Genomic DNA, 24,690 nt, shown 5'->3' with positions numbered 1-24,690 from the left:
TTAACGCTTCCACCGCCGCCAGGTTCATCGAGGCATCTTCGCGGATGGCGGTATGCGGGCAGCCGCCGGTCTCCACGCCAACAATGCGCTCTGGGTCCAGTGCGCCCGCCTCGGTCAGGATGCGCTGATCCTCTTTGGTGTAGATATCGTTAGTGACTACCGCAAGATGATATGTATCGCGCATTGCCTTGCAGAGCGCTTCCAGCAGGGCGGTTTTACCCGACCCTACCGGGCCGCCGACGCCGACGCGCAGGGGATGTTTGTAATCAGCCATGTTGACTCCTCAGGAACGGAATAGTCGTGAATATTGTGTTTCGTGGCGCGCGGAGGCGATGGCAGACAGCGGCGTGGCTGCGCCAAGCGCGTCGTCGTCACGTAAAAATGCCTCTTCGAACCCGGCGGCGAAGTGGTCGCTCAGGTCGATAATCAACTGCTGCGCCGCCTGCTGCCCAAACGGCACCAGCTTAACGCCCGCCATCACCGCGCTCTCAATCCAGCTGTAGCCGAGACTGAGCGCCAGTTCGCGCGCGCCAATGTCCCAGCGCACGCCGAGCCACGCCATGCCGCAGAGCTGGCTCTGCATACACAGTGTCAGCCATTCAGTCGGGCAGTCAGGCTCCCAGCTTTTAATCAGGCGCGTAAAGGCCGCGCCACGGTTGCGCTCCTCATCGCGCAGCTCGCGCGTTTCCCGGCAGGCGAGCAGGTATGCCGTCCAGCGTTTTGCCGCCACCCAATCCTGTTGTTCGCAGGCGAGATACAGGCGAGTAAAGAGCGGCAGATCGACGCAGTAAAAGCTCTGCTCCATCTGCTGGATTTGCCAGCGTTTAAAGGCGTCGGCATCCGTGACCCAGCCTGCCTCTACCGCCCACTCCAGCCCCTGCGACCAGGTAAACGACCCAACCGGCAGGCTACTGCTGGAGAGCTGCATCAGGCGCAGCCACTGGCGGGCGTGCTCCATCAGCTCATCAACGCCAGCAGGGCAGAGACAATCAACCCACCGCCGAACATTTTACGCAGGCCGTCATGACGGCGCAGCAGTAATCCTGCCGCGAAGCTGGCGCACAGCACCGTGGCGCTGGCGAACATAAACCCGCTGGTGAAGAGCCAGAAGCTGTGGCCGGACATCTCCACACCGTGTGCCCAGCCGTGGAACATCGCCAGAGCAGGTACCGCCAGCAGCAGACGGTTTTCAGTTTTAAACATCATCACGCCGCAGACCGCCAGCGAGGCGATAATCAGCATCTCCATGCCGCTAAATCCGCCGAGCAGACTGCCTGCAACAGCGCCAACGAGCATCATCCCGAGAGTGGCAAACGGTAGCAGGAGTTTGCGGCCACTCAGCGCCGAGAGCACGCCCGCGCCGGTAAGCATCAGCAGGTGATCGAGCCCGGTCAGGGGATGGAAAAAACCGGCCTGGAAGCTGTCGGCACCATGGCCTGGATGGGCGAGCGCCGGAACGGAAAAGGCCAGCAGTAACAGGGGGAGGAGCTTGCGCATAATTAATCCTTAATGTGAATGAGCGTGAGAGTGGCTATGGCTGTGGGCATCGCTGGCATAGGCGCCCGCTTCCGGTTCAAACGGCAGGGAGTCGAAGGTCACCTCCAGCCCGAACGGGCGCAGCATGTCGTCGAGAACGTGATCGTGGTGATAGCGCAATTCGCCGGGCATGATCTGCAGCGGCACGTGGCGGTTGCCCAGGTGGTAGCAGGCGCGGGCGAGCAGGAACGGGTCGGCGCAGCGCACCACGGAGACCGACTCTGCCGCTGCGATCACTTCGATGACCTCACTACCGTCGTCTGTCGTCAGCAGGTCGCCCCCGCGCAGCAGCAGGCCGCGCGGCAACATCAGCCCGGCGTCGCGGCCGTCGTTCAGCGCCACGCGGGCGCGGCTTTTCACCCGCACGTCAATCGGCAGCGTGACGCTGGCGGTAATCGGGTGCGCGTGGTCCAGGCGTTGGGTTAAATAGATCATCATCACTCCTCAGAACAGGAAATAGCGTTGCGCCATCGGCAGAACGTCGGCCGGTTCGCTGGTTATCAGTTCACCGTCGACGCGCACCTCGTAGGTTTGCGAATCGACGGTAATATTGGGTAGTAAACCGTTGTGGATCATGTCGGTCTTCTTCACCGTCCGGCAGCCTTTCACCACCGCCGTGGCGCTTTGCAGATTGAGCTGCTGCGGGACGCCGTTCGCGCTGGCGGCCTGGGAGATAAACGTCAGCCGGGTGGCGTGGCGCGCGGCACCCAGCGCGCCAAACATCGGGCGGTAATGCACCGGCTGCGGCGTGGGGATCGAGGCGTTAATATCGCCCATCGGCGCGCAGGCGATCATTCCACCTTTGACGATGGTGGCAGGTTTGACGCCAAAAAACGCCGGTGACCAGACCACCAGATCCGCCAGCTTGCCCGCCTCAATGGAACCGACCTCATGGGCGATGCCGTGGGTCAGCGCCGGGTTGATGGTGTACTTAGCGACATAGCGCTTCACGCGGAAGTTGTCGTTATCGCCGGTCTCTTCCGGCAGGGCGCCGCGCTGGACCTTCATGCGGTGCGCAACCTGCCAGGTACGGATAATCACTTCTCCCACGCGGCCCATGGCCTGTGAATCTGACGAAGTGAGCGAGAACGCGCCGATATCGTGCAGCACGTCTTCAGCGGCGATGGTCTCCCGGCGAATGCGCGACTCGGCAAACGCCACGTCCTCGGCAATATCCGGGTCGAGGTGGTGGCAGACCATCAGCATGTCGAGATGTTCGTCGATGGTGTTCACCGTGTAGGGCAGCGTCGGGTTGGTGGAGGAGGGCAGAATATTCGGATGCGCGCAGGCGGTGATAATATCCGGCGCATGGCCGCCACCCGCGCCTTCGGTATGGAAGGTGTGGATGGTGCGCCCGCCAATCGCGGCCAGCGTGTCCTCGACAAACCCGGACTCGTTCAGCGTGTCGCTGTGCAGCGCCACCTGAATATCCATCTCTTCGGCAACCTCCAGCGAGCAGTTGATCGCCGCGGGCGTTGCGCCCCAGTCTTCGTGGATCTTCAGCCCAATGGCGCCAGCCGCGACCTGCTCGCGCAGGGCGTCCGGGTTAGAGCCATTACCTTTGCCGAGGAGGCCGATATTCACTGGTAGCGTATCGGCTGCCTGCAGCATACGCGCGATGTACCACGGCCCTGGCGTGCAGGTGGTGGCGTTGGTGCCCGCCGCAGGGCCGGTGCCGCCGCCGATCATGGTGGTCACGCCGGAAACCAGCGCCTCTTCCGCCTGCTGCGGGCAGATCCAGTGAATATGGGTGTCGATCCCGCCCGCGGTCACGATCTTCCCTTCGGCGGCAATCACTTCCGTTGCGGCGCCGATTGGGATCGTCACGCCGGGCTGAATATCCGGGTTACCGGCTTTACCGACGGCAAAGATCCGCCCGTTCTTGACGCCGATATCGGCTTTCACGATCCCCCAGTGATCGACGATCAACGCGTTGGTGAGCACCAGATCCACGCAGTCGTCGGCGGTCATCTGCCCCTGGCCCATACCGTCGCGGATCACCTTTCCGCCGCCGAATTTGACCTCTTCACCGTAGACCGTGAGATCGTCTTCCACTTCGATCCATAGCTTGCTGTCGGCCAGCCGCACTTTATCGCCGGTGGTGGGGCCGAACATATCGGCATACGCCCGGCGTGAAATGTCAGCCATTTTTCACCTCCCCCATCACCTCGCCGCGAAACCCGAAAATACGCTGCGCGCCCGTCACCTGTACCAGCGTGACTTCCCGCTTCTGGCCGGGCTCGAAACGCACGGCGGTGCCTGCCGGAATATTCAGCCGGTAGCCTCTGGTGGCTTCCCGGTCGAACTTCAGCGCCGGGTTGACCTCGTAAAAGTGATAGTGCGATCCGACCTGTATCGGCCTGTCGCCGTGGTTTTCAACAATCACTTGTTGGGTTTCACGCCCGACGTTGAGGGCAACCGTGCCGGGCTGGATCTGGTATTCGCCAGGGATCATGACGTGCTCCTTAGACGATCGGATTGTGGACGGTGACGAGCTTGGAGCCGTCCGGGAAGGTGGCCTCCACCTGAATATCCGGGATCATCTCCGGTACGCCCTCCATTACCTGGTCGCGCGTCAGAACGTGACGACCCGCTTCCATCAGCGAGGCGACGGTTTCGCCATCGCGCGCGCCTTCCATAATAAAGGCGCTGATCAGCGCGACCGATTCTGGATAATTGAGCTTAACCCCGCGCGCAAGGCGGCGTTCGGCAACCAGCGCGGCGGTGAACAGCAACAGCTTGTCTTTTTCTCTGGGGGTCAGTTCCATAACGTTTCTCTTATGTCTGCCAGATACGCGGCGAACAGGCATTTTTAGGGGTGAGAAGCGGGCGAAGCGACTGCCAGATGTCGCGCATCACCCGCTGGCAAATCAGGTTATCGTGGGAGAGGAAACGCACCGACAGCAGATCGTCGGTAAGCGTTGCACCTGCATAATTTCCCAGCGGTGCGAGGCGCTCGCGGACCGTATCAAGATGCGTTTCCCCGGCCGGATAGAACAGCAGCGTGCCGAGCCACGGATGTCCGGCAACGGGCGCAAGATCGCCGTCGCTCAGGTGCTGACGCTCAATCAGGCGCGGTTCATCGTCTACCCAGACCTCAAGGCGGCTCTCCAGCGTGCCGTGGCTGAAGGTTTCACCGATTACCGGGCGACCCAGGCAATACAACTCCCACGCCAGCAGCGTGCTGGAGGCCTTCAGGTGGAAGACGGAGCGCAGTGCGGCATTGGCACCGGGAAAGAGGATGGTATCTTGCGGCAGCCACTCCAGCGTGGATCCATCATCGAGATAAAAGTGTTGATTCAGACAGGCCTGCGGGCCGCTGCTGCGATAGAACTTACTGGCGCCGGGCATGGTGATAAGCGCGTGGCTTTTGGCGTCCAGCCGAACGGAAATGTCCAGCGTATCGCCGCCCACAATGCCGCCGGGCGGATGCAGTAAATAGAGGTGACAGGTTTCCCCTTCGGGATAAAACGGGCGTTGAACGGTGAGCGGCCCGACGTGGTGGGCGGCGTGCAGGAGGGTTTTCTCAGGGGTGTGACAAAACAGCAGGGCAAGCGATGCCTGCCAGCCTTTATACGTATTATCAGTGACCTGAGCTGCTAACATGCTGCATCCATTTCCACACCATCGGGATACGTTTCAGTATGCCCTGGCGGAAATGAAGGCTGTCATATGAGTCGCTTATGGATACGTTTTCTGCTGCCGGCGTTGCGCGTTTTACTCCGGATCTTTTTTCTTTCGCTTGAGCTTCGTCCAGATTTTGGTCTCCTGACGACGCCACAGACGCTGAATATTATCGTGATGACGCAGCAGGATCAGGCAGGAGAGCATTGACACCGGGAAGGTGAACTGGGGTTTGAACCACCAGACGTAAAACGGGGCAATGAGCGCGCTGACGATGGCGCCGAGCGAGGAATAACCGCTCAGCAAGATGGTGAGCAGCCAGGTGCCCGCCATTACGCCGGTAAGATCCCAGCCGATAGGGGCGATAGCGCCAAAGGCGGTTGCAACGCCTTTACCACCTTTAAAACCGAAGAAAACGGGCCAGATGTGGCCGACGCAGGCCGCAATCGCAATGAGCCCCAGCCAGAACGGCGTGACGCCCAGCGCATAAGCGCCCCAGACGGGTAGCATCCCTTTCAGAACATCAAAAATCAAAACCGCTACGGCTGCTCCCTTGCCGCCAATTCTAAGTACGTTGGTCGCTCCCGGATTCCCGGAACCACTTTCACGCGGGTCAGGTAACCCGGCAATGCGGCAGACCAGAATGGCGCTGGAGATTGAGCCGCAAAGATAGGCGAGGAGGATCATTCCAGGCGCGATTGCACTCATAACGCTGTTCCGTTTTGAAAATGTATCTGTATTCTCAGCATCTGTGGATAATACGCATAATTCGCCGGAAGTGGTATCCGGTTTAGCCAAAAAGCAGGCAGGTCGTGATGGATATTGTATTTATAGAGCAACTTTCGGTAATCACCACAATTGGTGTTTACGACTGGGAACAGACCATCGAGCAGAAGTTAGTGTTCGATATCGAAATGGGCTGGGACAACCGCAAGTCAGCAAAAAGCGATGATGTGAATGACTGTCTGAGCTACGCCGACATCAGTGAAACGGTCATCGGCCATGTGGAAGGACAGCGTTTTGCGCTGGTGGAACGTGTGGCGGAAGAGGTGGCGGAACTGCTGCTGACCAAATTCAACTCACCGTGGGTGCGCATCAAGCTGAGCAAGCCGGGAGCGGTAGCGCGTGCGGCCAATGTGGGCGTGATTATCGAGCGTGGCACAAATCTGAAAGGTAAGATTTAACGTCATAATTGCTAAACCATTTTAGGTTATATCGGTCTTATAGCTGTATCTTTCACGGGAGCCGTTGGGGCGACCGTTTTTTTATATCTTTTTAGGGGTTTATAGATGAGCGATATGCACTCGCTGCTGGTGGCGGCAATACTGGGTGTGGTCGAAGGATTGACGGAGTTTTTGCCAGTTTCCAGTACGGGCCATATGATTATCGTTGGCCATCTGCTGGGCTTTGAAGGCGATACCGCAAAGACGTTTGAAGTCGTCATTCAGCTCGGTTCTATTCTGGCGGTGGTCGTGATGTTCTGGCGTCGCCTGTTTGGCCTGATCGGCATCCACTTTGGCCGTCTGCCGCAGCGTGAAGGCGAAGGCTCGGGGCGCCTGACGCTCATTCATATTCTGCTCGGGATGATCCCCGCAGTGGTGCTGGGCCTGGTTTTCCACGATGCCATCAAATCGCTGTTTAACCCTATTAACGTGATGTACGCGCTGGTGGTCGGTGGCTTCCTGCTGATTGCTGCCGAAGTGCTGAAGCCTAAAACCCCGCGTGCGGAAGGGCTGGACGATATGACGTATCGTCAGGCATTTATCATTGGTTGCTTCCAGTGTCTGGCGCTGTGGCCGGGCTTCTCCCGTTCTGGGGCAACGATTTCCGGCGGGATGTTGATGGGCGTGAGCCGTTACGCGGCGTCGGAGTTCTCGTTCCTGCTGGCGGTGCCAATGATGATGGGCGCCACCGCGCTGGATCTCTACAAAAGCATTGGCTTCCTGACCACGGGTGACATTCCGATGTTTGCCGTGGGCTTTGTCACCGCCTTTATCGTGGCGCTGATTGCCATCAAAACCTTCTTGCAGCTGATTAAGCGTATCTCGTTCATTCCGTTCGCGATCTACCGCTTTATTGTCGCGGCTGCCGTTTACGTGGTCTTCTTCTGATGACCCACTGCCCTCAGTCTTTCGGCTGAGGGCAACGTTTTTCCTTCCACGCCGTTACGGCCTCAATTCGCCGTTTCGTCAGCTCTTCACGAATTTCCGGGCCTTTAAATCCTGCCTCGACAACGTCTTTCGTCGGCACCGCTTTTGCCACAATCCACGCTTCGCGCAGCAGTCGCCCCTGAGGGTAATCGGATGCTTCAAACCCGGTGCGGCCGCGAACGTCGGCTTCGCTGGTGAGTGCGATCTGCTCCACGCGCTGCGGCTTGCGCCAGGCGTCGATATTATCGAACAGCTTCACGATAGTGGCGGGTTTCAGGATCGGGAAGGTGTGGATCAGGTCGTGGAATTCAGCGACCAGTTTTGCCAGGTCACGGATCTCATTCGGCACGCGCAGGCGCTGGCAAAGCCCTTCTACCAGCTTTACGCCTGCCGGGCCGTGACCATGATGCCGTGGCCAGAATTCTTTCGGCGTTAAGCCTTTGCCGAGATCGTGGCAGAGGGTGGAAAAACGCACGTCTACTTCAGGACTGAGCATGGCCGCCATGCTCAGCGTCATCAGCGTGTGCACGCCGGTATCAATTTCCGGATGCCATTTTGCCGGCGCGGGTACGCCAAACAGCGCGTCGATTTCAGGGAACAGCACCTTCAGTGCGCCGCAGTCACGCAGGACCTGGAAAAAGACCTGTGGGTTGCGGGTGGTCAGGGCATTTTCCGTCTCTTTCCAGACGCGCTCCGGCGTCAGGTGTTCTAATTCGCCCGCCTCGGTCATGGCCGTCATCAGCGCCATCGTCTCATCCGCAATGCGGAAGCTCAGATGGGCGTAACGCGCGGCAAAGCGCGCCACGCGCAGAACGCGGAGCGGATCTTCAGAAAATGCCGGGGAGACGTGACGTAAAAGACGGTTGCGCAGGTCATCCTGCCCGCCGTAGGCATCGATGATATGGCCGTTTTCGTCCTGTGCCAGGGCGTTAATGGTGAGATCGCGGCGCAGCAAATCCTGCTCCAGCGTCACATCCGGCGCGGCGTAGCAGGTGAAACCCGTATAGCCGGAGCCGGATTTCCGTTCGGTACGCGCCAGAGCGTACTCTTCGCGGCTTTTCGGATGAAGAAACACGGGAAAATCGCGGCCTACCTGCTGGTAGCCCGCGTCGAGCATCTCTTCCGGGGTGGCGCCAACGACGACCCAGTCTTTATCTTTGACCGGCAGACCTAACAACGCATCACGTACCGCACCACCGACCAGATAACTCTTCACGCCCAACTCTCCCGTTTTCTCTTTTCCAGAATGATACGTAAGTCTGGCAGAGAAGACGAATTAGTTCATCCAGCGGTCTTTACGCTTGCGGCTTGGGATAAGATGCGGCAGGACCAGACCCAGCACCAGACCCACGCCCAGCACGCCGCCGCCATACATAAACCACTGCATGATGATGGTGCGCTGCTTGTCATCAAGCTGCAGATTCGCGGCGTTTACCTTTTTCTGCGCGACGATCAGCTCGTTTTTGAGTTTTTGATTCTCTTCTTTCAGACCGTTAATCACGCTGTCGCTCTGTGCCACTTTCTGCTGCATCTCTGCGGTGCGCTGGTTCCAGGTACCGTCGATGTTGTTCAGCTTGTCGGTCAGGGTCTTCACCTGGTTTTCCAGATCCGGAACGCGCGTGCGCAGGCTTGGTACGGTGCTCAGCTCTTTCAGCGGGATCCAGGAAGTACGACCGGTACTGTCGCGAACCTGACCATAGTTGGTGTCCGCGTTGGTCTGTAACAGGGTTACTTCCTCGCCGGCATTCACCGTGCCCACGAGGCGATAATTATCTCCGGGGCCACTGCGTACCCAGGTGTTCAGTTCGTCAGAAACGTAACGCTTCTCTTCAGCGTGCACTGCGGTTGCGGCGCTAAAAGCGAGTAAAGTAAGTCCAATCAGGCGTAATTTAAGCATCATTAGTCGTTATTTTCATAAATAGTGGAACGATAGTAGTGGCAACAGTGTCTCTACGCAAAGCATTCGTCAGCAATCAGAATCATCTGTGTCACGACTCTACACATTTACGCCCGTCAAATTGCTCATTGCATGGCAATTTGGCGCAAAATACTATGTACTGACAAACAAATGGCGAGGAAGTTCGCCCTCATTGACGCGTCTGTGACGCCCGCAAAAGTACAAGGCTATGGCTCAGGAAATCGAATTAAAATTTATCGTCGAAAAAGACAGCGTTGACGCGCTCCGCCAGCATCTGCATACGCTCTCCGGCGAGCACCATGAACCCGTACAGTTGCTCAACATCTACTACGAAACGCCGGACAACTGGCTGCGTAGCCACGATATGGGGCTGCGCATCCGCGGCGCAAACGGGCGCTACGAGATGACGATGAAAATCGCCGGCCGCGTGGTCGGCGGTTTGCACCAGCGCCCGGAATACAATATCGACATCAGTAAGCCAGAACTTGAGCTGGATCGTTTCCCGGCGGAGGTCTGGCCGGAAGGTGAACGGCCTGCCACGCTGGCAGAGCAGGTACAGCCGCTGTTCAGTACCGATTTTTGCCGTGAGAAATGGCTGGTGACGGAAGGTAAGAGCCGCATTGAAATCGCGCTGGATTTAGGCGAAGTGAAGGCGGGTGAGTTCCAGGAGCCTATTTGCGAGCTGGAGCTGGAACTGCTGGAAGGAGATGCGAGCGACGTGCTGAAACTGGCGCGCAAGCTGGTGAGCCAGCCGGGTTTACGTCAGGGCAGCCTGAGTAAAGCGGCGCGCGGTTACCATTTGGCGGCCGGGAATGCGCCACGCCTGCTGAGAGAGACCCCGATTCTGCGTGTTGTTCCGAAGGCCAGCATTGAACAGGGCATGGAAGCGGCGCTGGATCTGGCCCTCTCTCAATGGCAGTACCATGAGGAACTCTGGGCGCGTAACGTGAAAAATGCCAGCAAACAGGTGCTGGCCGCCATTGGGCTGGTGCGTCATGCCCTGGCACTGTTTGGCGGTATCGTACCGCGTAAAGCAAGTGCTCACTTACGTGACCTGCTGACCCAAACTGAAACGCTGATGCATTCCGATGTCTCCGCGCAAACGGTGATCTACAGCCCGCAAAACGCCGCGGCAAAACTGGCGCTGACCGAGTTTCTGGTGACGCGCGGCTGGCGCAGCTTCCTGGATGCAAAAGCGCAGACCAAAATCGCGGATAATTTTAAACGCTTCGCGGATATCCATCTTTCCCGTCACGCTGCCGAACTGAGAACGACCTTCGCACATCCGCTGGGTGACCAGTACGGCGATCAGCTTCCCCGTCTGGCGCGTAATATCGACAGCATGTTGCTGCTGTCGGGGGCGTATGAGGGCGTGAAGGCGCAGGCCTGGCTGGAAAACTGGCAGGGGCTCAAGCATGCCATTGAAACCCGTCAGCAGATTGAGATCGAGCATTTCCGCAACGAGGCCATTTCGCAGGATCCGTACTGGCTGCACAGCGGAAAACGTTAATTCTGGCAAGGAACCCCTGATATGCCGATTTCTTCGCAGTTACAGCAGCACTGGCAGACCGTTTGCGAGCGTCTGCCCGAGTCTTTACCGGCGTCATCGTTAAGTGAGCAGGCCAAAAGCGTGCTCACGTTCAGTGATTTTGTTCAGGAAAGTGTGAGTGCCAACCCGGACTGGCTGGCAGAGCTGGAGAGCGCACCGCCGCAGGCGAACGAGTGGCGGCAGTATGCCAGCTGGCTGCAAGCCGCGCTGGCAGATGTGGCTGATGAAGCGACGCTGATGCGCGTTCTGCGTCAGTTTCGCCGCCGGGTGATGGTACGCATTGCCTGGGCGCAGTCGCTGGCGCTGGTGAGCGAAGAGAGTACGTTGCAGCAGTTGAGCGAGCTGGCGCAAACGCTGATCATCGCCGCGCGAGACTGGCTCTACGCCGCCTGCTGTAAAGAGTGGGGCACGCCGTGCAGTGAAGAAGGGGTTCCGCAGCCGCTGTTGATTCTGGGGATGGGGAAGCTGGGCGGTTGCGAGCTGAACTTCTCCTCAGATATCGACCTGATTTTTGCCTGGCCGGAAAACGGCTCGACGCGCGGCGGGCGCCGCGAGCTGGACAACGCCCAGTTCTTTACCCGCCTCGGCCAGCGTCTGATCAAGGCACTGGACCAGCCGACGCAGGACGGCTTTGTCTACCGCGTGGACATGCGCCTGCGCCCGTTTGGCGACAGCGGTCCACTGGTGCTGAGCTTTGCCGCGCTGGAGGATTATTACCAGGAGCAGGGGCGCGACTGGGAGCGTTACGCAATGGTCAAAGCGCGGATCATGGGCGACAGCGACGACGCTTATGCTAACGAACTTCGCGCCATGCTGCGCCCGTTCGTTTTCCGCCGCTACATTGATTTCAGCGTGATCCAGTCTCTGCGTAATATGAAAGGGATGATTGCCCGCGAGGTCCGCCGCCGTGGGCTGAAGGACAATATTAAGCTCGGCGCGGGCGGCATTCGTGAAATTGAATTTATCGTTCAGGTCTTCCAGCTCATTCGCGGCGGGCGAGAGCCGTCGCTGCAGTCGCGCTCGCTCCTGCCGACGCTGAGCGCCATTGAGCAACTGCACCTGCTGCCGGACGGCGACGCGCAAACCCTGCGCGAAGCCTATCTTTTCCTGCGCCGTCTGGAAAATTTGCTGCAAAGCATCAATGACGAGCAGACGCAGACATTGCCGGGCGATGAGCTGAACCGGGCGCGTCTGGCCTGGGGCATGGTTGCGGACGACTGGGCGGCACTGACCGAAACGCTGGACGCACACATGGCAGGCGTGCGCCGCATCTTTAACGATCTGATTGGCGACGATGAAAGTGAATCCCCGGATGATGCGCTCTCCGAGCACTGGCGCGAGCTGTGGCAGGATGCGCTCCAGGAAGATGACACCACGCCGGTGCTGACGCACTTAAGCGATGATGCCCGCCATCGTGTGGTGGCCTTAATTGCCGATTTCCGTCTCGAACTGAACAAACGCGCCATCGGGCCGCGCGGTCGTCAGGTGCTGGATCATCTGATGCCGCATCTGCTGAGCGAGGTCTGCTCGCGAGAAGACGCGCCGGTGCCGCTGTCGCGCATGATGCCGCTGCTGAGCGGGATTATCACGCGTACCACCTATCTTGAGCTATTGAGCGAGTTTCCGGGCGCGCTGAAGCACCTGATAACGCTCTGCGCCGCGTCGCCGATGGTGGCGAACAAGCTGGCGCGTTACCCGCTGCTGCTGGACGAACTGCTCGACCCGAACACGCTCTATCAGCCGACGGCGACGGATGCGTATCGTGACGAGCTGCGCCAGTATTTGCTGCGCGTGCCTGAAGAGGACGAAGAACAACAGCTGGAGGCGCTGCGCCAGTTTAAACAGGCACAGATGCTGCGTGTGGCGGCGGCCGATATTGCCGGAACGCTGCCGGTGATGAAAGTGAGCGATCACTTAACCTGGCTTGCGGAAGCGATTATTGACGCGGTTGTCCAGCAGGCGTGGGTGCAGATGGTGGCCCGCTACGGTCAGCCAAAACATCTGGCCGATCGAGAAGGGCGCGGCTTCGCGGTGGTGGGTTACGGCAAGCTCGGCGGCTGGGAGCTGGGATACAGTTCCGATCTGGATTTGATCTTCCTGCATGATTGCCCGGCGGACGTGATGACCGACGGCGAGCGCGAAATCGACGGGCGTCAGTTCTATCTGCGCCTGGCCCAGCGCATTATGCACCTGTTCAGCACCCGCACTTCGTCCGGCATTCTGTATGAAGTGGATGCGCGCCTGCGCCCGTCCGGCGCGGCGGGCATGCTGGTGACCTCAACGGAATCCTTCGCCGATTATCAGAAAAACGAAGCCTGGACGTGGGAGCATCAGGCGCTGGTGCGTGCCCGCGTGGTCTATGGCGATCCGCAGCTGCACGCGCAGTTCGATGCGATTCGCAGGGCGGTCATGACCACCCCGCGCGAGGGCAGTACGTTGCAGACCGAGGTGCGCGAGATGCGCGAGAAAATGCGCGCGCATCTGGGCAATAAGCATCGCGATCGCTTTGATATTAAAGCCGACGAGGGTGGTATTACCGATATTGAATTTATCACTCAGTATCTGGTGCTGCTGCACGCACACGATAAGCCGAAGCTGACGCGCTGGTCGGATAACGTGCGCATTCTGGAACTGCTGGCGCAAAACGATATTATGGACGAGCAAGAGGCGCAGGCCTTAACCCGCGCCTACACCACGCTGCGCGATGAACTTCATCACCTGGCGTTGCAGGAGCAGCCGGGACATGTCGCGCTGGACTGTTTTGCCGCAGAGCGCGCCCAGGTGACGGCAAGCTGGCAGAAATGGCTGGTGGAGCCGTGCGTAACAAATCAAGTGTGATATTATCGCGCGCAAATTGTGAATCTTTCTGGAGTCAGGAATGAAAGTAACACTGCCAGAGTTTGAACGTGCTGGAGTAATGGTTGTCGGGGATGTGATGCTGGATCGCTACTGGTATGGGCCAACCAGCCGTATCTCTCCGGAAGCGCCGGTACCGGTGGTTAAGGTCGACACCATTGAAGAGCGTCCCGGCGGCGCGGCAAACGTGGCGATGAACATTGCCTCCCTGGGCGCACAGTCGCGTCTGGTTGGCCTGACCGGCATCGACGATGCGGCGCGTGCGCTGAGCAAGTCGCTGGCGGACGTGAACGTGAAGTGCGACTTCGTTTCTGTTCCGACCCACCCAACGATTACCAAGCTGCGCGTGCTGTCGCGCAACCAGCAGCTGATCCGCCTCGACTTTGAAGAAGGGTTTGAAGGCGTTGATCCTGAGCCGCTGCACGAGCGCATTAACCAGGCGCTGGGTAATATCGGTGCGCTGGTGCTTTCCGACTACGCTAAAGGTGCGCTGGCGAGCGTGCAGACGATGATTCAGCTGGCGCGTAAGGCTAACGTGCCGGTGCTGATTGACCCGAAAGGCACCGATTTTGAGCGCTATCGCGGCGCGACGCTGCTGACGCCAAACCTCTCTGAGTTCGAAGCGGTGGCGGGCAAGTGCAAAACCGAAGAAGAACTGGTTGAACGCGGCATGAAGATCATTGCTGACTTCGAGCTGTCTGCGCTGCTGGTGACCCGCTCCGAGCAGGGGATGACGCTGCTGCAGCCGGGCAAAGCGCCGCTACATATGCCAACCCAGGCGCAGGAAGTGTACGACGTGACCGGTGCCGGTGATACGGTGATCGGCGTGCTGGCGGCGACGCTGGCAGCGGGTAACTCCCTGGAAGAGGCCTGCTACTTCGCGAACGCTGCGGCGGGTGTGGTCGTCGGCAAACTCGGGACCTCAACCGTTTCCCCTATCGAGCTGGAAAACGCGGTGCGCGGGCGTGCCGACACCGGTTTTGGCGTCATGACCGAAGACGAGCTGAAAGTGGCTGTTGCCGCTGCGCGTAAACGCGGCGAGAAAGTGGTGATGACCAACGGCGTGTTCGACATTCTTCATGCGGGTCACGTCTCTTATCTGGCGAATGCGCGCAAGCTGGGCGATCGTCTGATTGTGGCGGTCAACAGCGATGCGTCGACCAAACGTCTGAAAGGCGAAACACGTCCGGTGAACCCGCTGGAGCAGCGCATGATTGTGCTCGGCGCGCTGGAAGCGGTGGACTGGGTGGTGTCGTTTGAAGAAGATACCCCGCAGCGCCTGATTGCTGGCATTCTGCCGGACCTGCTGGTCAAAGGCGGTGATTACAAGCCGGAGCAAATCGCAGGTAGCGAAGAGGTCTGGGCCAACGGTGGTGAAGTGATGGTGCTCAACTTTGAGGACGGATGTTCAACTACCAACATCATCAGGAAGATCCAGAAAGACAGTCAGTAAAAAAACGGGCCAGTTGGCCCGTTTTTTTCATGTCGCGTGGCGGCTGCGCCGCGATCATGTAGGCCCGGTAAGCGAAGCGCCACCGGGCACAACAGGCCGCACTTATGCCTGATCATCCACCGGTGGAATCGCCGGTGCCGGCTTCACTTCTTCCGGTGCATGACGGTTTTCCAGCTCGCTCAGACGCTGTTCCAGCAGCGCCAGCTTCTCGCGGGTGCGCAGCAGAACCTGCGTCTGCACGTCGAACTCTTCGCGGCTAACTAAATCAAGGCGAACCAACTGCGCCTGCAGCGTCTGGCGGATTTTCTTCTCAACGTCATCACCAAATTCACGAATGCCTTTTGGCATGGATTCATGAACCTGACGCGCAATTTGCTCAATTTTCTTTGGGTCAATCATTGTCGTTTCCCTTGATGGAAAGGTGTCAGTGTCCATTGTAGCGCGTCATGCCCGGGGTAAACAAAATTGTTTGATGCTTATGCATTGCCCAGCATAATCAATAGCGTTATAGTTATCTCGCTTATTCTCAGGGCGGGGCGAAATTCCCCACCGGCGGTAAATCAGCTTCACGCTGAAAGCCCGCGAGCGCTTTGGGTGACTACTCAAAGGTCAGCAGATCCGGTGTAATTCCGGGGCCGACGGTTAGAGTCCGGATGGGAGAGAGTAACGATCCAGTCGGGCATGGGCCCGCTCACGTTATCTTTTTGCCGCTTGTTCGGCGCTCCTAAGACTGCCCTGATTCTGGTAACCATAATGTTAATGAGGTTTTTTTACCATGAATCAGACGCTACTTTCCTCTTTTGGCACTTCAATTCAACGTGTTGAACATGCACTGGATGCACTGCGCGAAGGCCGCGGTGTGATGGTGCTTGACGATGAAAACCGTGAAAACGAAGGCGACATGATTTTCGCTGCCGAAAACATGACCGTTGAGCAGATGGCGCTGACCATCCGTCACGGTAGCGGCATCGTATGCCTGTGTATCAACGAAGAACGCCGCCAGCAGCTTGATCTGCCAATGATGGTTGAAAACAACACCAGCGCCTTCGGGACCGGTTTTACCGTGACCATTGAAGCTGCACATGGCGTGACTACTGGTGTGTCGGCGGCTGACCGTTTGACCACCGTGCGTGCAGCCATTGCGGATGGGGCGAAACCCTCCGATCTGCACCGTCCTGGCCACGTCTTCCCGCTGCGTGCGCAGCCGGGCGGCGTGCTGACCCGTGGTGGTCATACCGAAGCGACTATCGATCTGGTGACCCTGGCAGGCTTTAAACCTGCTGGCGTGCTGTGTGAATTGACCAACGATGATGGCACCATGGCGCGCGCGCCGGAGTGCATCACCTTTGCGCGTCTGCACAACATGCCGGTAGTCACGATTGAAGATCTGGTGGAGTACCGCCAGGCGCACGAGCGCAAAGCCAGCTGAAACCGCTGATGTGAAAAAGCCGGGGAAACCCGGCTTTTTTGTGGCTAGTGGTAGTTAATTTTAAACAGCACCACCGTTTCGAACGGACCTGACTGAATGGCTTTTCCCGCGTCGGGGGAGAGCTCCGCGGTATAGGTTTGTTCATAGTTCAACGTACTCCCGGTGAAATCCGCATACTCTTCGTAGTGGTTGAAGGTATAAGGCTGGGTTCCATTGAGGATACGTAGCTTTAAGCCATTTCCAATCAACAGGGCAGTATCGTTTTCGGAGAGCGACTCCGTCGTGTAAAACGATGAGTCCATTTTAAAGCCATCTGAACACTGGGCGTCCTGCACTTTCGTGGTTTTAACCGTAAAGGTGCGGTTGCGCGTTTGCTGATTCACGATGTCGCGAGCACTGAAGGTACCGAAATCAATCTCCTGGTTCTCAGGATAAATACTGAAGGTTGCGCCGCAGTCGAGGACGGTAATGTTTTCTAACCCGTTAATGTGGTACTTGAGGTTTTTTGCATCGGCCATCTGGTTAACCCCGCCTTTTCCGTCAAACTGCACCACGACGTAGTCCCCCAGCGAACTTTTGTAGCCGTGCGGCGGAACGGCCTTTATACGAACGTAAAGGCGCAGTCGGGCAATGAACGTGCGCGTGGTGTGAATATCATTGGCATTGCCTGAGCATAGCCGGTTCTCCCACCCCATTTGCTTAATTTGTTCCGGGGTGTACATGGTGATGTTGTTATTATCAAGGCACTGGCGGGTATCTACGCCGTTTGGCTGCCCCGTCGCGTCATAATCCATGCCTTCATAGGTGACCCCCAGCTCGTAGTAAGGGTCGGAAGCGGCTGGATAGGGGTTGACCCAGGCATAGACGTCCTCTTTTTCGAAGCTGCCGGCTACATCGTGGTTACAGGTGACCGGGATTTTAATGTCGTCAGATTCCCAGATCTTTTGCCCCACCTGTGCATTGCTGGGGATAGCAAACGGACTGATCGTTTTTGTCTCTTCCACCGGGCCGCCCTGAGCGCCCAGATAGCAATCGAGCGCCAGCGCGGCTTTTAAGGGCAGCAGCGCCAGCAGCATCGCGATCAAAACATTAGTGAGCTTTCGCATCGCTTGTGGCCTTCGCATCCTTAAGTTGGCAGATCGACGTCCCCTGACAGGTCGCGTCAAGCTTTCGCAGTGCGCCGTAATCGTCGATATAACCAATGCTGTAATAGCTGCCGTGATAGCCACCGGTGGTGACAGAGGCGCTGGCAAAGGGTGCCAGCATCAGGCTGTCAAAGCCGGGCAGCATGGTTTTACCATTTTTGCTTAGCCAGGCGAGGGTGAGGTAATAAGGTGTAGGGTTATGAATTGTCAGCCCTTTTGCCGTTGCCGTCACCTCCATGCGCATTTCAGAACGATCGCCTGCTTTTTTCACGATAGCCTTCGGGCGCCAGAACAGCTTGATACGGCTCTGCATGGCGACCTGCATGACGCTGCGATCATCGTCGAGGCTGTCGCTTTTTGGTGGCACTTCGCGCAGGTTGAAGTAGAAGAGCGATTCCCGATCTTTTGGCAGCGCGTTGGTGGCCGCCTGCTTCACGATCCTGACCTGGGATGACGATCCGGGTTCAATGCGCTGGATCGGAGGAAGCGCCATAAAGTGGCTGTCTTCCTTACGACCGTTTTCGTCTTCGATCCAGGAGAGCGCAAGATAGGGGAGCGTTTTGCTCTGGTTATCGACCTTCAGGCTGCTGGCCTTGTCGGTTTCGGGAAAGACGATGCGGGTACGATCCAGATTAATGGCCGCCTGGCTGGCGAATGCTGTACCGATCAACATCAGGCACAGGCTTTTCAGTGGAGTGAGTTTCATCATAATTTACTGACACGGCAGCATAAGCTGCGAAAGGTTAGTGAGGTGTGAAGGTAGCGTGAAGCGACACTGGCTGGCGTCGCCCCAGGTTACCAGGAATTGCTGCTCGGGCTGTACGGCACCCAGCCAGACATGGCCCTCGTCGGCGACGATACTCACGTCTTTACCGCTATCCGCCATCTGGACGCGCGCGCCCAGCGGCGGCATGCCTGATGCGGTTCGCAGGATGCCCAGAACATCATTTCCTGCCCGGGTGGCGATCTGGCGGTAGCCGATGGCCCCTTCTGTCCAGGTCGAGGTCATGACGCGGTTATCCACGTCTACGCCTTCGGGGAGATCGTTCAGGTTGACCTGCACGCTTGACGGTGAGTAGCTGGAGAATGAAGGAAGCACCCCGATCCCGAAAGCGTTGGTCTGGTCACGCGACATGTTTAGCGGAATATTGCTGATGCCGTCCGTGCTCACCATGACACGCGGTTCGTTGCCGTAGCTGCGGCGGTGCAGGGCCATGCCTTTTGCCGTACCGGTGAATGACCCATTCCAGCTGGCGCTGAGGGAGCTGTAGTCATTCGCCTTATAACTTCCGGAAACGTTGAGATCGCCGAGCGGGGAGTAGTGCTGGTAGTTTCCGCTGAACTGCGCGCCTGCATCGGTCTGCTGACTTTCGGTACCGGCAGAAACGCCCCAGGTGTTGTTCTTATCAGAGGTGTCGTACCACGAGAGGGTCTGGCTCAGGTTGTCGCTGTTGCGCAGGTAATAGCTGAGGCGATGGTCAGGATCCAGCGGCACGCTGAGAGACAGGTAGAACTGATTGTCGTCCTCGCGATCTTCATAGTGGGTTTTGCTGAACGATGCCGAAACGCCAAGGTTTTTCCAGCGGCCCAGATCGAAGTTATACCCCGCGGTCAGGCTGCCCGTATTGGATGGCGCTTCGTCCCACCAGGTTTGCCGGAGCAGGCTAAGGTAGAGATTGAGTGACAGCGCGGGAATGTACTGGCTGGCCGTGATGCTAAACGTCTGTTTTTCCGACTGGCTGTCATTATTTTCGCTGTCCAGGAAGCGTGCGTAGCTGAGGAATTGCGGGTCGGAGTAGCGGTAGCTGGCCAGGGTAAGCTGGCTTCCCGTGGTATCAAAGCGTTTGCTGTAGTTGAAGCGATAGCTGTAACCCGTCTGAGAGGGCTTGTTCGGGAGCTGGCTGGTCGCCTGGGTCACATCGAAGGAGAGGGCCCCGATCAGCGCGAGGTTTTGCCCGATGCCCGCTGCGATGGAGCGATAGTTATCGCCATCGGCGAGCGTGCCGCCGTACAGTGAGGTGTTGGAGAACAGGCCCCACGAGAACTCGCCGCTCATAAAGGCACTGTCTTCAAGGGCATGCGATGCATCTTCGCGGGGTTTGCCCACGGCAAGCTTGTAGCGAACCTGGCCCTTGCGCGTCAGGAAGGGCACGGAGGCGGCGGACACCTGAAACGTGCTCACGCGGCCATCGTCTTCGGTAATTTTAACGTCCAGCGTGCCCTGGACGGATTGGTTCAAATCCTGAATGACAAACGGGCCGGGTGGCACCTTAGTTTGATAAATCACGCGGTCGGCGAGACTCACCGTGACGGTGGCATTAGTTTGCGCAATCCCGGCGATTTGCGGTGCATAGCCGCGAAGAGACCAGGGCAGCATGCGCTCATCGCTGACCAGCGACGCCCCGGTATAGGTAAAGGCATCAAAGATAGCGGACTGAAAGTCTGTCTCACCCAGCGTCAGTTTCGCGCCAAGCGTCGGCAGAGGACGGAACATATAGACGCGTGAGAAGCGGCCGTTATGGGTTGACCCTCCCTCGGCATGCGTTTGATTGTACTGATAATCGCTACGTAGCCGCCATGCACCCAGGTTGGCACCTGCGGTACCGTAGGCGTTCGCGTTATCCGTGCTGCTACCTTCCTGCGGCTGATAATGGCTGGCAAAGAGGTTGTAGTCCAGCAGCACGCCGGCCACGCCGTTGTCCCAGGTGGAGGGGGGCATCCAGTCGTTCGGACGAAATTGCATCATGGCCTGAGGTACGGTGACGTGCAGCGTTTGGGTTGATTGCTCGAAGCGGAATTTAATATCCGCCTGCGGGGTAAAATCCACGCAGCCCTGTTTAAGCGTTAGGGTCTGACGAATAGTGTCCTGCAAGCCAAAGGTGTCTGCCAGTTCTGCGGGAATACAGACTTCGGCTTTGTTATCAACCTCTTTCCAGGTCAGTTCCCAGCCGTTTGCCAGTGGAATATCGTTGATCGCGACGGTGACAAAATAACGTCCTGGCGTAACGGACGTCTCTTCTTTAAAGCGAGAAAGATCAATGCCCGACCTTAAATCTTTATCGATAGCATTAATATTAAATTCAGTGGCAGAGACGGCGTGCGCAAGCAAGATGGCAGTAATGATGATTATCGATTGTGATTTATTTTTCATCATTCTGTTACTCGAATAAATAAAAAAGCCGACTGGTAAACATCACCAGTCGGTATAACGGATCATGTTTAATCGTTATTTATACATCAGCACATAGTTGGCGTTAGCTTCAACCTGGCCCGCGGTGGCAGTGGTACCTGTTGGCACTTCCATGCGCGCTTTAAAGTGCAGCGTCTGGGTGTCTGAATTAGGCAGCAGATCCACCGTTTTTGCCGAGCCAAGGGTGATGTTTGCTTCGTCGTTGTCCAGCAGACGGACACCGACGTTTTCAGCACCGCTTGCATAGGTGTTGCTCAGAAGGCTGGTATCTGATGCGTAGGTGGCGGTGCTGCTGAACGTCACTTCCACTTTGGTTATTGGCGTCGCCGTCTCATCGTCGGGATCTGACAGAACGCAGTTCTGCAGGTTAATATCTACCGCTACGGGGGTGGACTTCTTGTTTGCATTGATGACGGCGGTGGTCACTTCGCCGAGATCCACCTCTTTATCAACGCTGTCTGGTGCAATGCTGCAAGGCGCGTCAATAACAACGCCTTTAAATTTAATTTTCCCGGAGCCCTGATCGGCGGCAAATGCTGAACCAGAGATAATTGTCGCCATCGCAACGGCTAACAGTGCTTTTTTACCTGCATGCATGAAAATATCCTTTTCCAATGAATTCATACTCTGAATATTAATTTTCAGAAAATTACCATGAGATTATACCTGTGAAAAAAGAGTGAGTGCGATTAATTGCTCTTAAAAATAAATGTAGTCAACATTAAAATATAATCTGAAGTGATCTTTAGTATCGGATTAACAGCGAAAAATGGATTTTTCAGTCGCGTGAAACAAAGGTCATATTAGCGATAATAATGTCTTATTTAAAAGTTGACTTTCAGGAAATAAATAAATGTAAAAATACGTGTAAAAAAAAGAGACTATCAGTGAGTACTATTTTTTCATTGAATTTATTAATTTTTAGTATGTTTGCCACCGCCGATGCCTGCTGCCTGGCGCTGAATCAGGTTCAATCTCATCACTGACATTCATTTTTTCTTATGTTGTTCCGGATGTTCAAATTTCCTGATGATGATCTTCATGCTTATCTGCGTTCATCTGCGCCAGATTGCGCGTAATGTAGCACCATTAAATTAACACCTTCTGTAAGGATATCATCATGACTTCTTCCCGTATGCCCGCCCTGTTTATAGGCCACGGAAGCCCAATGAATGTTCTCGAAGACAACGTCTATACCCGCGCCTGGCGTCAGCTGGGGGAGACGTTGCCGCGGCCGAAAGCGATTGTGGTGGTATCTGCACACTGGTTCACCCGGGGAACGGGCGTGACCGCCATGGAAACGCCAAAAACCATACATGATTTTGGCGGCTTCCCGCAGGCGCTTTATGACACGCACTATCCGGCACCGGGCTCGCCTGCACTGGCAGAGCGTCTGGTCGAACTGCTGGCGCCTGTTCCTGTAGCGCTGGATAAAGAGGCCTGGGGCTTTGACCACGGCTCGTGGGGCGTGCTGATTAAAATGTATCCTGATGCGGATATCCCGATGGTGCAGCTCAGCATCGACAGCACCAAACCGGCAGCCTGGCATCTGGAAATGGGGCGTAAGCTGGCGACGCTGCGTGATGAAGGCATCATGCTGGTGGCGAGCGGCAACGTGGTGCATAACCTGCGCACGGCACGCTGGCACGGTGAAAATACGCCGTACCCGTGGGCTACTGCTTTCAACGATTACGTGAAAGCCAATCTGACCTGGCAGGGACCGGGTGAAGAGCACCCGTTAGTGAACTATCTGGATCACGAAGGCGGTTCGCTCTCTAACCCGACGCCGGAACACTTCCTGCCGCTGCTGTACGTTCTTGGCGCGTGGGATGGTCAGGAGCCGGTGACACTCCCGGTCGATGGTATTGAGATGGGTAGTTTGAGTATGCTGTCGGTGCAGGTAGGGTGAAAACATGCCCGGTGGCGCTACGCTTACCGGGCCTACAAAACCGTAGGCCGGGTCAGGCGAAGCCGCCACCCGGCAGATCTTACTCTACAAAAATATGCGGATAGAACCGTGACAGATCCTGCGTGATAAGCGCGCGATCTTCGCGAATGCCAATCCCGGCGGGCTGGTCGTTAATCAGCCAGCTGCCAATCAGCGTATAGCTGTCGCCAAACTTCGGCAGTTGATAGAATGCCTGGACGATCATCCCTTCTTCGCCGTACGGTCCTTCAACCGCTTCCACCGTTTTGCCGTTTTCGATAATCGACACGTTCGCGCCTTCGCGGGAGAAAATCGGCTTAACGACGTATTTCTCCATCGGCGGGAAATCATCTTCTGCAAAATACGCTGGCAGCAGGTTTGAGTGGTTCGGGAACATTTCCCACAGCATCGGCAGCAGAGCTTTGTTAGAGATAATGCTTTTCCATGCCGGCTCCAGCCAGCGCACGCCCGCATCTTCCAGCTTGGTGGAGAACATTTCGCGCAGCATGTATTCCCACGGATAGAGCTTGAAGAGGTTGCTGATCACCTGATCCTGCATATCCGTAAACTGACCTTTTTCTCCCAAACCGATATCTTCGATATAAAGGAATTCAGTCGCCACGTCGGCTTCGGCGGCACAGTCCTGCAGATACTGCACCGTTCCACGGTCTTCTTCCGTGTCGCGGCAGCAGGCGAGGTGCAGCAGGTTGAAGCCAAACTGCTCGCGCAGCTCGGCGAAACGCGCGATAAGCTTCTCCTGCAGGCTGTTGAACTGGTCGCTGCCTGCCGGCAGGTTTCCGGCGTTCATCTGATCTTCCAGCCAAATCCACTGGAAGAATGCCGCCTCGTACAGAGAGGTTGGCGTATCCGCGTTGTTTTCCAGAAGCTTAGGCTCACCCACGCCGTCCCATGCCAGATCGAGGCGAGAGTAGAGCGAAGGCTGATTCGTTTTCCATGACTGACGAACAAAGCTCCAGGTGTGCTTTGGAATGCGGAATTTGGTCATCAGCTCGTCGCTGTCGATGACTTTCTCCACCACCTTCAGGCACATCTGGTGCAGTTCTGCGGTCACGTCTTCAAGCTTTTCCACCTGAGCGAGCGTGAGCTTGTAGTAAGCATCTTCACACCAGTACGGTTCCCCGTACATGGTGTGGAAGTTAAACCCGTACTCGGTCGCTTTTTCGCGCCAGTCCGGGCGCTCGGTAATACTGACTCGTTCCATGATCAGCCGCCCATTGAGCGACTAGAGGTGCCTGACGCACTGCGCTGCATGCTGGTCTGTTTCGCCACAGACTCACCAAACCCACCGCGAGTAATGGTGTTGGTGGTCGCAGGTTTCGGCGCCATTGCGGTTTTCGGAACGGTCACGGTACGGCCCGGGGTTGCTGCGCCGTAGCCTTTGCCGCTGGCATCGGTATATTGACCATAGGCCGGGCTGGCCGGGTTTTTCGAGCTAAACAGCGGCTGCTGCTGGTAACCCGCGCCGCCACCCATCAGGCGGCCCATCATGTAACCTGCCATTAATGGCATCCAGAAGCTGCCGCTGGACTGCGCCTGCGCCTGATTTTCCGGCGCCATACCTGCCTGAGCTGGCGTCTGCTGGCACTGGCCTTCACCAAACTCCGCCACACAGTCTTCACGTGAGGCATACTTCGGCGCAGTGCGTTCCGCTTCTTTCAGCGCGTTGGTGTACGCCGTCTTACATTCTGCGGCCTGACCGGTTGCAGCGGAACAGTCATCTGCGTTTTGATACAGCGAAACCGTTTCGTCGTTTTTCTCACAGCCTGCCAGCATAAAGACAGCCGTAACCGCCAGCGCAACGGGCGTGAGGTGGCGCGCATTCCAGCTTTTGCGGAACGACGCGTGATTAATCGTTTTTGTCCGTTTCATATTTGTCTTCCAGGACCCAGTGG

25 protein-coding genes and 1 riboswitch are annotated in these 24,690 nt (G+C 57.2%); of the genes, 7 read left to right on the top strand and 18 right to left on the bottom strand.

The window, feature by feature from the left end:
* The 9 genes from L977_RS09215 to plsY form a co-directional block, all read right to left on the bottom strand.
* Positions 1 to 274 (bottom strand): GTP-binding protein (locus tag L977_RS09215; RefSeq protein WP_047625629.1); only part of this gene is annotated, 274 nt, incomplete at its 3' end.
* A 9-nt stretch (positions 275 to 283) separates the two neighbouring features.
* On the bottom strand, positions 284 to 958 hold the full coding sequence (locus L977_RS09210) for an urease accessory protein UreF (protein WP_032635531.1): 675 nt from the start codon (positions 956 to 958) through the stop codon (positions 284 to 286).
* The gene (locus tag L977_RS09205; protein WP_032635533.1) at positions 958 to 1,497 is read right to left on the bottom strand and encodes a HupE/UreJ family protein; all 540 of its coding nucleotides are present in this window, start codon (positions 1,495 to 1,497) and stop codon (positions 958 to 960) included. Before L977_RS09205 ends, L977_RS09210 begins: the two co-directional genes overlap by 1 nt.
* A 9-nt stretch (positions 1,498 to 1,506) precedes the next feature.
* Positions 1,507 to 1,971 carry an urease accessory protein UreE gene (gene ureE / locus L977_RS09200; RefSeq protein ID WP_023337818.1) on the bottom strand — a complete coding sequence of 155 codons (465 nt, stop codon included), beginning with the start codon at positions 1,969 to 1,971 and terminating at the stop codon, positions 1,507 to 1,509.
* Between the two features lie 9 nt (positions 1,972 to 1,980).
* Positions 1,981 to 3,684, bottom strand: coding sequence for an urease subunit alpha (gene ureC / locus L977_RS09195; RefSeq protein WP_047625628.1), 1,704 nt, complete (start codon positions 3,682 to 3,684; stop codon positions 1,981 to 1,983).
* A complete protein-coding gene (locus L977_RS09190) occupies positions 3,677 to 3,991 on the bottom strand; it encodes an urease subunit beta (protein WP_014885277.1) in 315 nt (104 codons plus the stop codon). Before L977_RS09190 ends, ureC begins: the two co-directional genes overlap by 8 nt.
* A gap of 10 nt (positions 3,992 to 4,001) precedes the next feature.
* Positions 4,002 to 4,304, bottom strand: a complete 303-nt coding sequence (locus tag L977_RS09185) for an urease subunit gamma (RefSeq protein ID WP_003862556.1) — start codon at positions 4,302 to 4,304, stop codon at positions 4,002 to 4,004.
* A gap of 10 nt (positions 4,305 to 4,314) precedes the next feature.
* On the bottom strand, positions 4,315 to 5,142 hold the full coding sequence (locus L977_RS09180; RefSeq protein WP_023338794.1) for an urease accessory protein UreD: 828 nt from the start codon (positions 5,140 to 5,142) through the stop codon (positions 4,315 to 4,317).
* 111 nt (positions 5,143 to 5,253) lie between these two features.
* Positions 5,254 to 5,868: a glycerol-3-phosphate 1-O-acyltransferase PlsY gene (gene plsY / locus L977_RS09175; protein ID WP_014833311.1), complete on the bottom strand. Its 615-nt coding sequence runs from the start codon at positions 5,866 to 5,868 to the stop codon at positions 5,254 to 5,256.
* A 107-nt stretch (positions 5,869 to 5,975) separates the two neighbouring features.
* On the opposite strand from plsY, the gene folB reads away from it, so the two are divergent.
* Positions 5,976 to 6,344, top strand: coding sequence for a bifunctional dihydroneopterin aldolase/7,8-dihydroneopterin epimerase (gene folB / locus L977_RS09170; protein ID WP_014885275.1), 369 nt, complete (start codon positions 5,976 to 5,978; stop codon positions 6,342 to 6,344).
* Positions 6,345 to 6,449: 105 nt separating this feature from the next.
* Positions 6,450 to 7,271, top strand: coding sequence for an undecaprenyl-diphosphate phosphatase (gene bacA / locus L977_RS09165; RefSeq protein ID WP_014885274.1), 822 nt, complete (start codon positions 6,450 to 6,452; stop codon positions 7,269 to 7,271).
* Positions 7,272 to 7,284: 13 nt separating this feature from the next.
* Here the strand turns inward: bacA and L977_RS09160 are convergent, their stop codons facing one another.
* Complete coding sequence (locus L977_RS09160; protein ID WP_014885273.1) at positions 7,285 to 8,526, bottom strand: multifunctional CCA addition/repair protein; 1,242 nt, start codon at positions 8,524 to 8,526, stop codon at positions 7,285 to 7,287.
* A gap of 60 nt (positions 8,527 to 8,586) precedes the next feature.
* Positions 8,587 to 9,207, bottom strand: coding sequence for a TIGR04211 family SH3 domain-containing protein (locus L977_RS09155; RefSeq protein ID WP_014885272.1), 621 nt, complete (start codon positions 9,205 to 9,207; stop codon positions 8,587 to 8,589).
* Positions 9,208 to 9,436: 229 nt separating this feature from the next.
* Here L977_RS09155 and L977_RS09150 point away from each other — a divergent pair, with 229 nt between their 5' ends.
* The 3 genes from L977_RS09150 to hldE are packed head-to-tail and all read left to right on the top strand — an operon-like array spanning position 9,437 to position 15,086.
* Positions 9,437 to 10,738, top strand: coding sequence for a CYTH domain-containing protein (locus L977_RS09150; protein ID WP_047625627.1), 1,302 nt, complete (start codon positions 9,437 to 9,439; stop codon positions 10,736 to 10,738).
* Between the two features lie 21 nt (positions 10,739 to 10,759).
* The gene (glnE, locus tag L977_RS09145) at positions 10,760 to 13,615 is read left to right on the top strand and encodes a bifunctional [glutamate--ammonia ligase]-adenylyl-L-tyrosine phosphorylase/[glutamate--ammonia-ligase] adenylyltransferase (protein ID WP_047625626.1); all 2,856 of its coding nucleotides are present in this window, start codon (positions 10,760 to 10,762) and stop codon (positions 13,613 to 13,615) included.
* Positions 13,616 to 13,655: 40 nt separating this feature from the next.
* Positions 13,656 to 15,086: a bifunctional D-glycero-beta-D-manno-heptose-7-phosphate kinase/D-glycero-beta-D-manno-heptose 1-phosphate adenylyltransferase HldE gene (gene hldE / locus L977_RS09140; RefSeq protein ID WP_023337812.1), complete on the top strand. Its 1,431-nt coding sequence runs from the start codon at positions 13,656 to 13,658 to the stop codon at positions 15,084 to 15,086.
* 102 nt (positions 15,087 to 15,188) lie between these two features.
* On the opposite strand, the gene ubiK is transcribed toward hldE, so the two are convergent.
* Positions 15,189 to 15,485 (bottom strand): ubiquinone biosynthesis accessory factor UbiK, encoded by a 297-nt coding sequence (gene ubiK, locus L977_RS09135; RefSeq protein WP_014885268.1) that lies wholly within the window; start codon positions 15,483 to 15,485, stop codon positions 15,189 to 15,191.
* 119 nt (positions 15,486 to 15,604) lie between these two features.
* Positions 15,605 to 15,755, top strand: a riboswitch (FMN riboswitch).
* A gap of 106 nt (positions 15,756 to 15,861) precedes the next feature.
* Between ubiK and ribB the strand changes: the two genes are divergently transcribed.
* Complete coding sequence (gene ribB / locus L977_RS09130) at positions 15,862 to 16,515, top strand: 3,4-dihydroxy-2-butanone-4-phosphate synthase (protein ID WP_014885267.1); 654 nt, start codon at positions 15,862 to 15,864, stop codon at positions 16,513 to 16,515.
* A gap of 44 nt (positions 16,516 to 16,559) precedes the next feature.
* Here ribB and L977_RS09125 read toward each other — a convergent pair whose 3' ends face one another.
* From L977_RS09125 to L977_RS09110, 4 genes are all read right to left on the bottom strand, one after another.
* Positions 16,560 to 17,621 carry a type 1 fimbrial protein gene (locus L977_RS09125; RefSeq protein WP_014885266.1) on the bottom strand — a complete coding sequence of 354 codons (1,062 nt, stop codon included), beginning with the start codon at positions 17,619 to 17,621 and terminating at the stop codon, positions 16,560 to 16,562.
* Complete coding sequence (locus L977_RS09120; protein WP_047625625.1) at positions 17,605 to 18,366, bottom strand: fimbrial biogenesis chaperone; 762 nt, start codon at positions 18,364 to 18,366, stop codon at positions 17,605 to 17,607. The genes L977_RS09125 and L977_RS09120 overlap by 17 nt, the downstream gene beginning before the upstream one ends.
* A 6-nt stretch (positions 18,367 to 18,372) precedes the next feature.
* Positions 18,373 to 20,811, bottom strand: a complete 2,439-nt coding sequence (locus L977_RS09115) for a fimbria/pilus outer membrane usher protein (RefSeq protein ID WP_047625624.1) — start codon at positions 20,809 to 20,811, stop codon at positions 18,373 to 18,375.
* Positions 20,812 to 20,886: 75 nt separating this feature from the next.
* Positions 20,887 to 21,447, bottom strand: coding sequence for a fimbrial protein (locus tag L977_RS09110; RefSeq protein WP_047625623.1), 561 nt, complete (start codon positions 21,445 to 21,447; stop codon positions 20,887 to 20,889).
* Positions 21,448 to 21,970: 523 nt separating this feature from the next.
* On the opposite strand from L977_RS09110, the gene ygiD reads away from it, so the two are divergent.
* Positions 21,971 to 22,759 carry a 4,5-DOPA dioxygenase extradiol gene (gene ygiD / locus L977_RS09105; RefSeq protein WP_014885262.1) on the top strand — a complete coding sequence of 263 codons (789 nt, stop codon included), beginning with the start codon at positions 21,971 to 21,973 and terminating at the stop codon, positions 22,757 to 22,759.
* 79 nt (positions 22,760 to 22,838) lie between these two features.
* On the opposite strand, the gene L977_RS09100 is transcribed toward ygiD, so the two are convergent.
* The gene (locus L977_RS09100) at positions 22,839 to 23,999 is read right to left on the bottom strand and encodes a glutathionylspermidine synthase family protein (protein WP_047625622.1); all 1,161 of its coding nucleotides are present in this window, start codon (positions 23,997 to 23,999) and stop codon (positions 22,839 to 22,841) included.
* A gap of 2 nt (positions 24,000 to 24,001) precedes the next feature.
* Positions 24,002 to 24,667, bottom strand: coding sequence for a DUF1190 family protein (locus L977_RS09095; RefSeq protein ID WP_014885260.1), 666 nt, complete (start codon positions 24,665 to 24,667; stop codon positions 24,002 to 24,004).
* Positions 24,668 to 24,690 lie beyond the last annotated feature (23 nt).

Origin of the sequence: Enterobacter sp. ZOR0014 (assembly GCF_000798855.1) — a bacterium.
Taxonomy (GTDB): Bacteria; Pseudomonadota; Gammaproteobacteria; order Enterobacterales; family Enterobacteriaceae; genus Enterobacter; species Enterobacter kobei.
The sequence above is the reverse complement of the archived record's forward strand: the minus strand, read 5'-3'. Positions and strand labels throughout refer to the sequence as shown.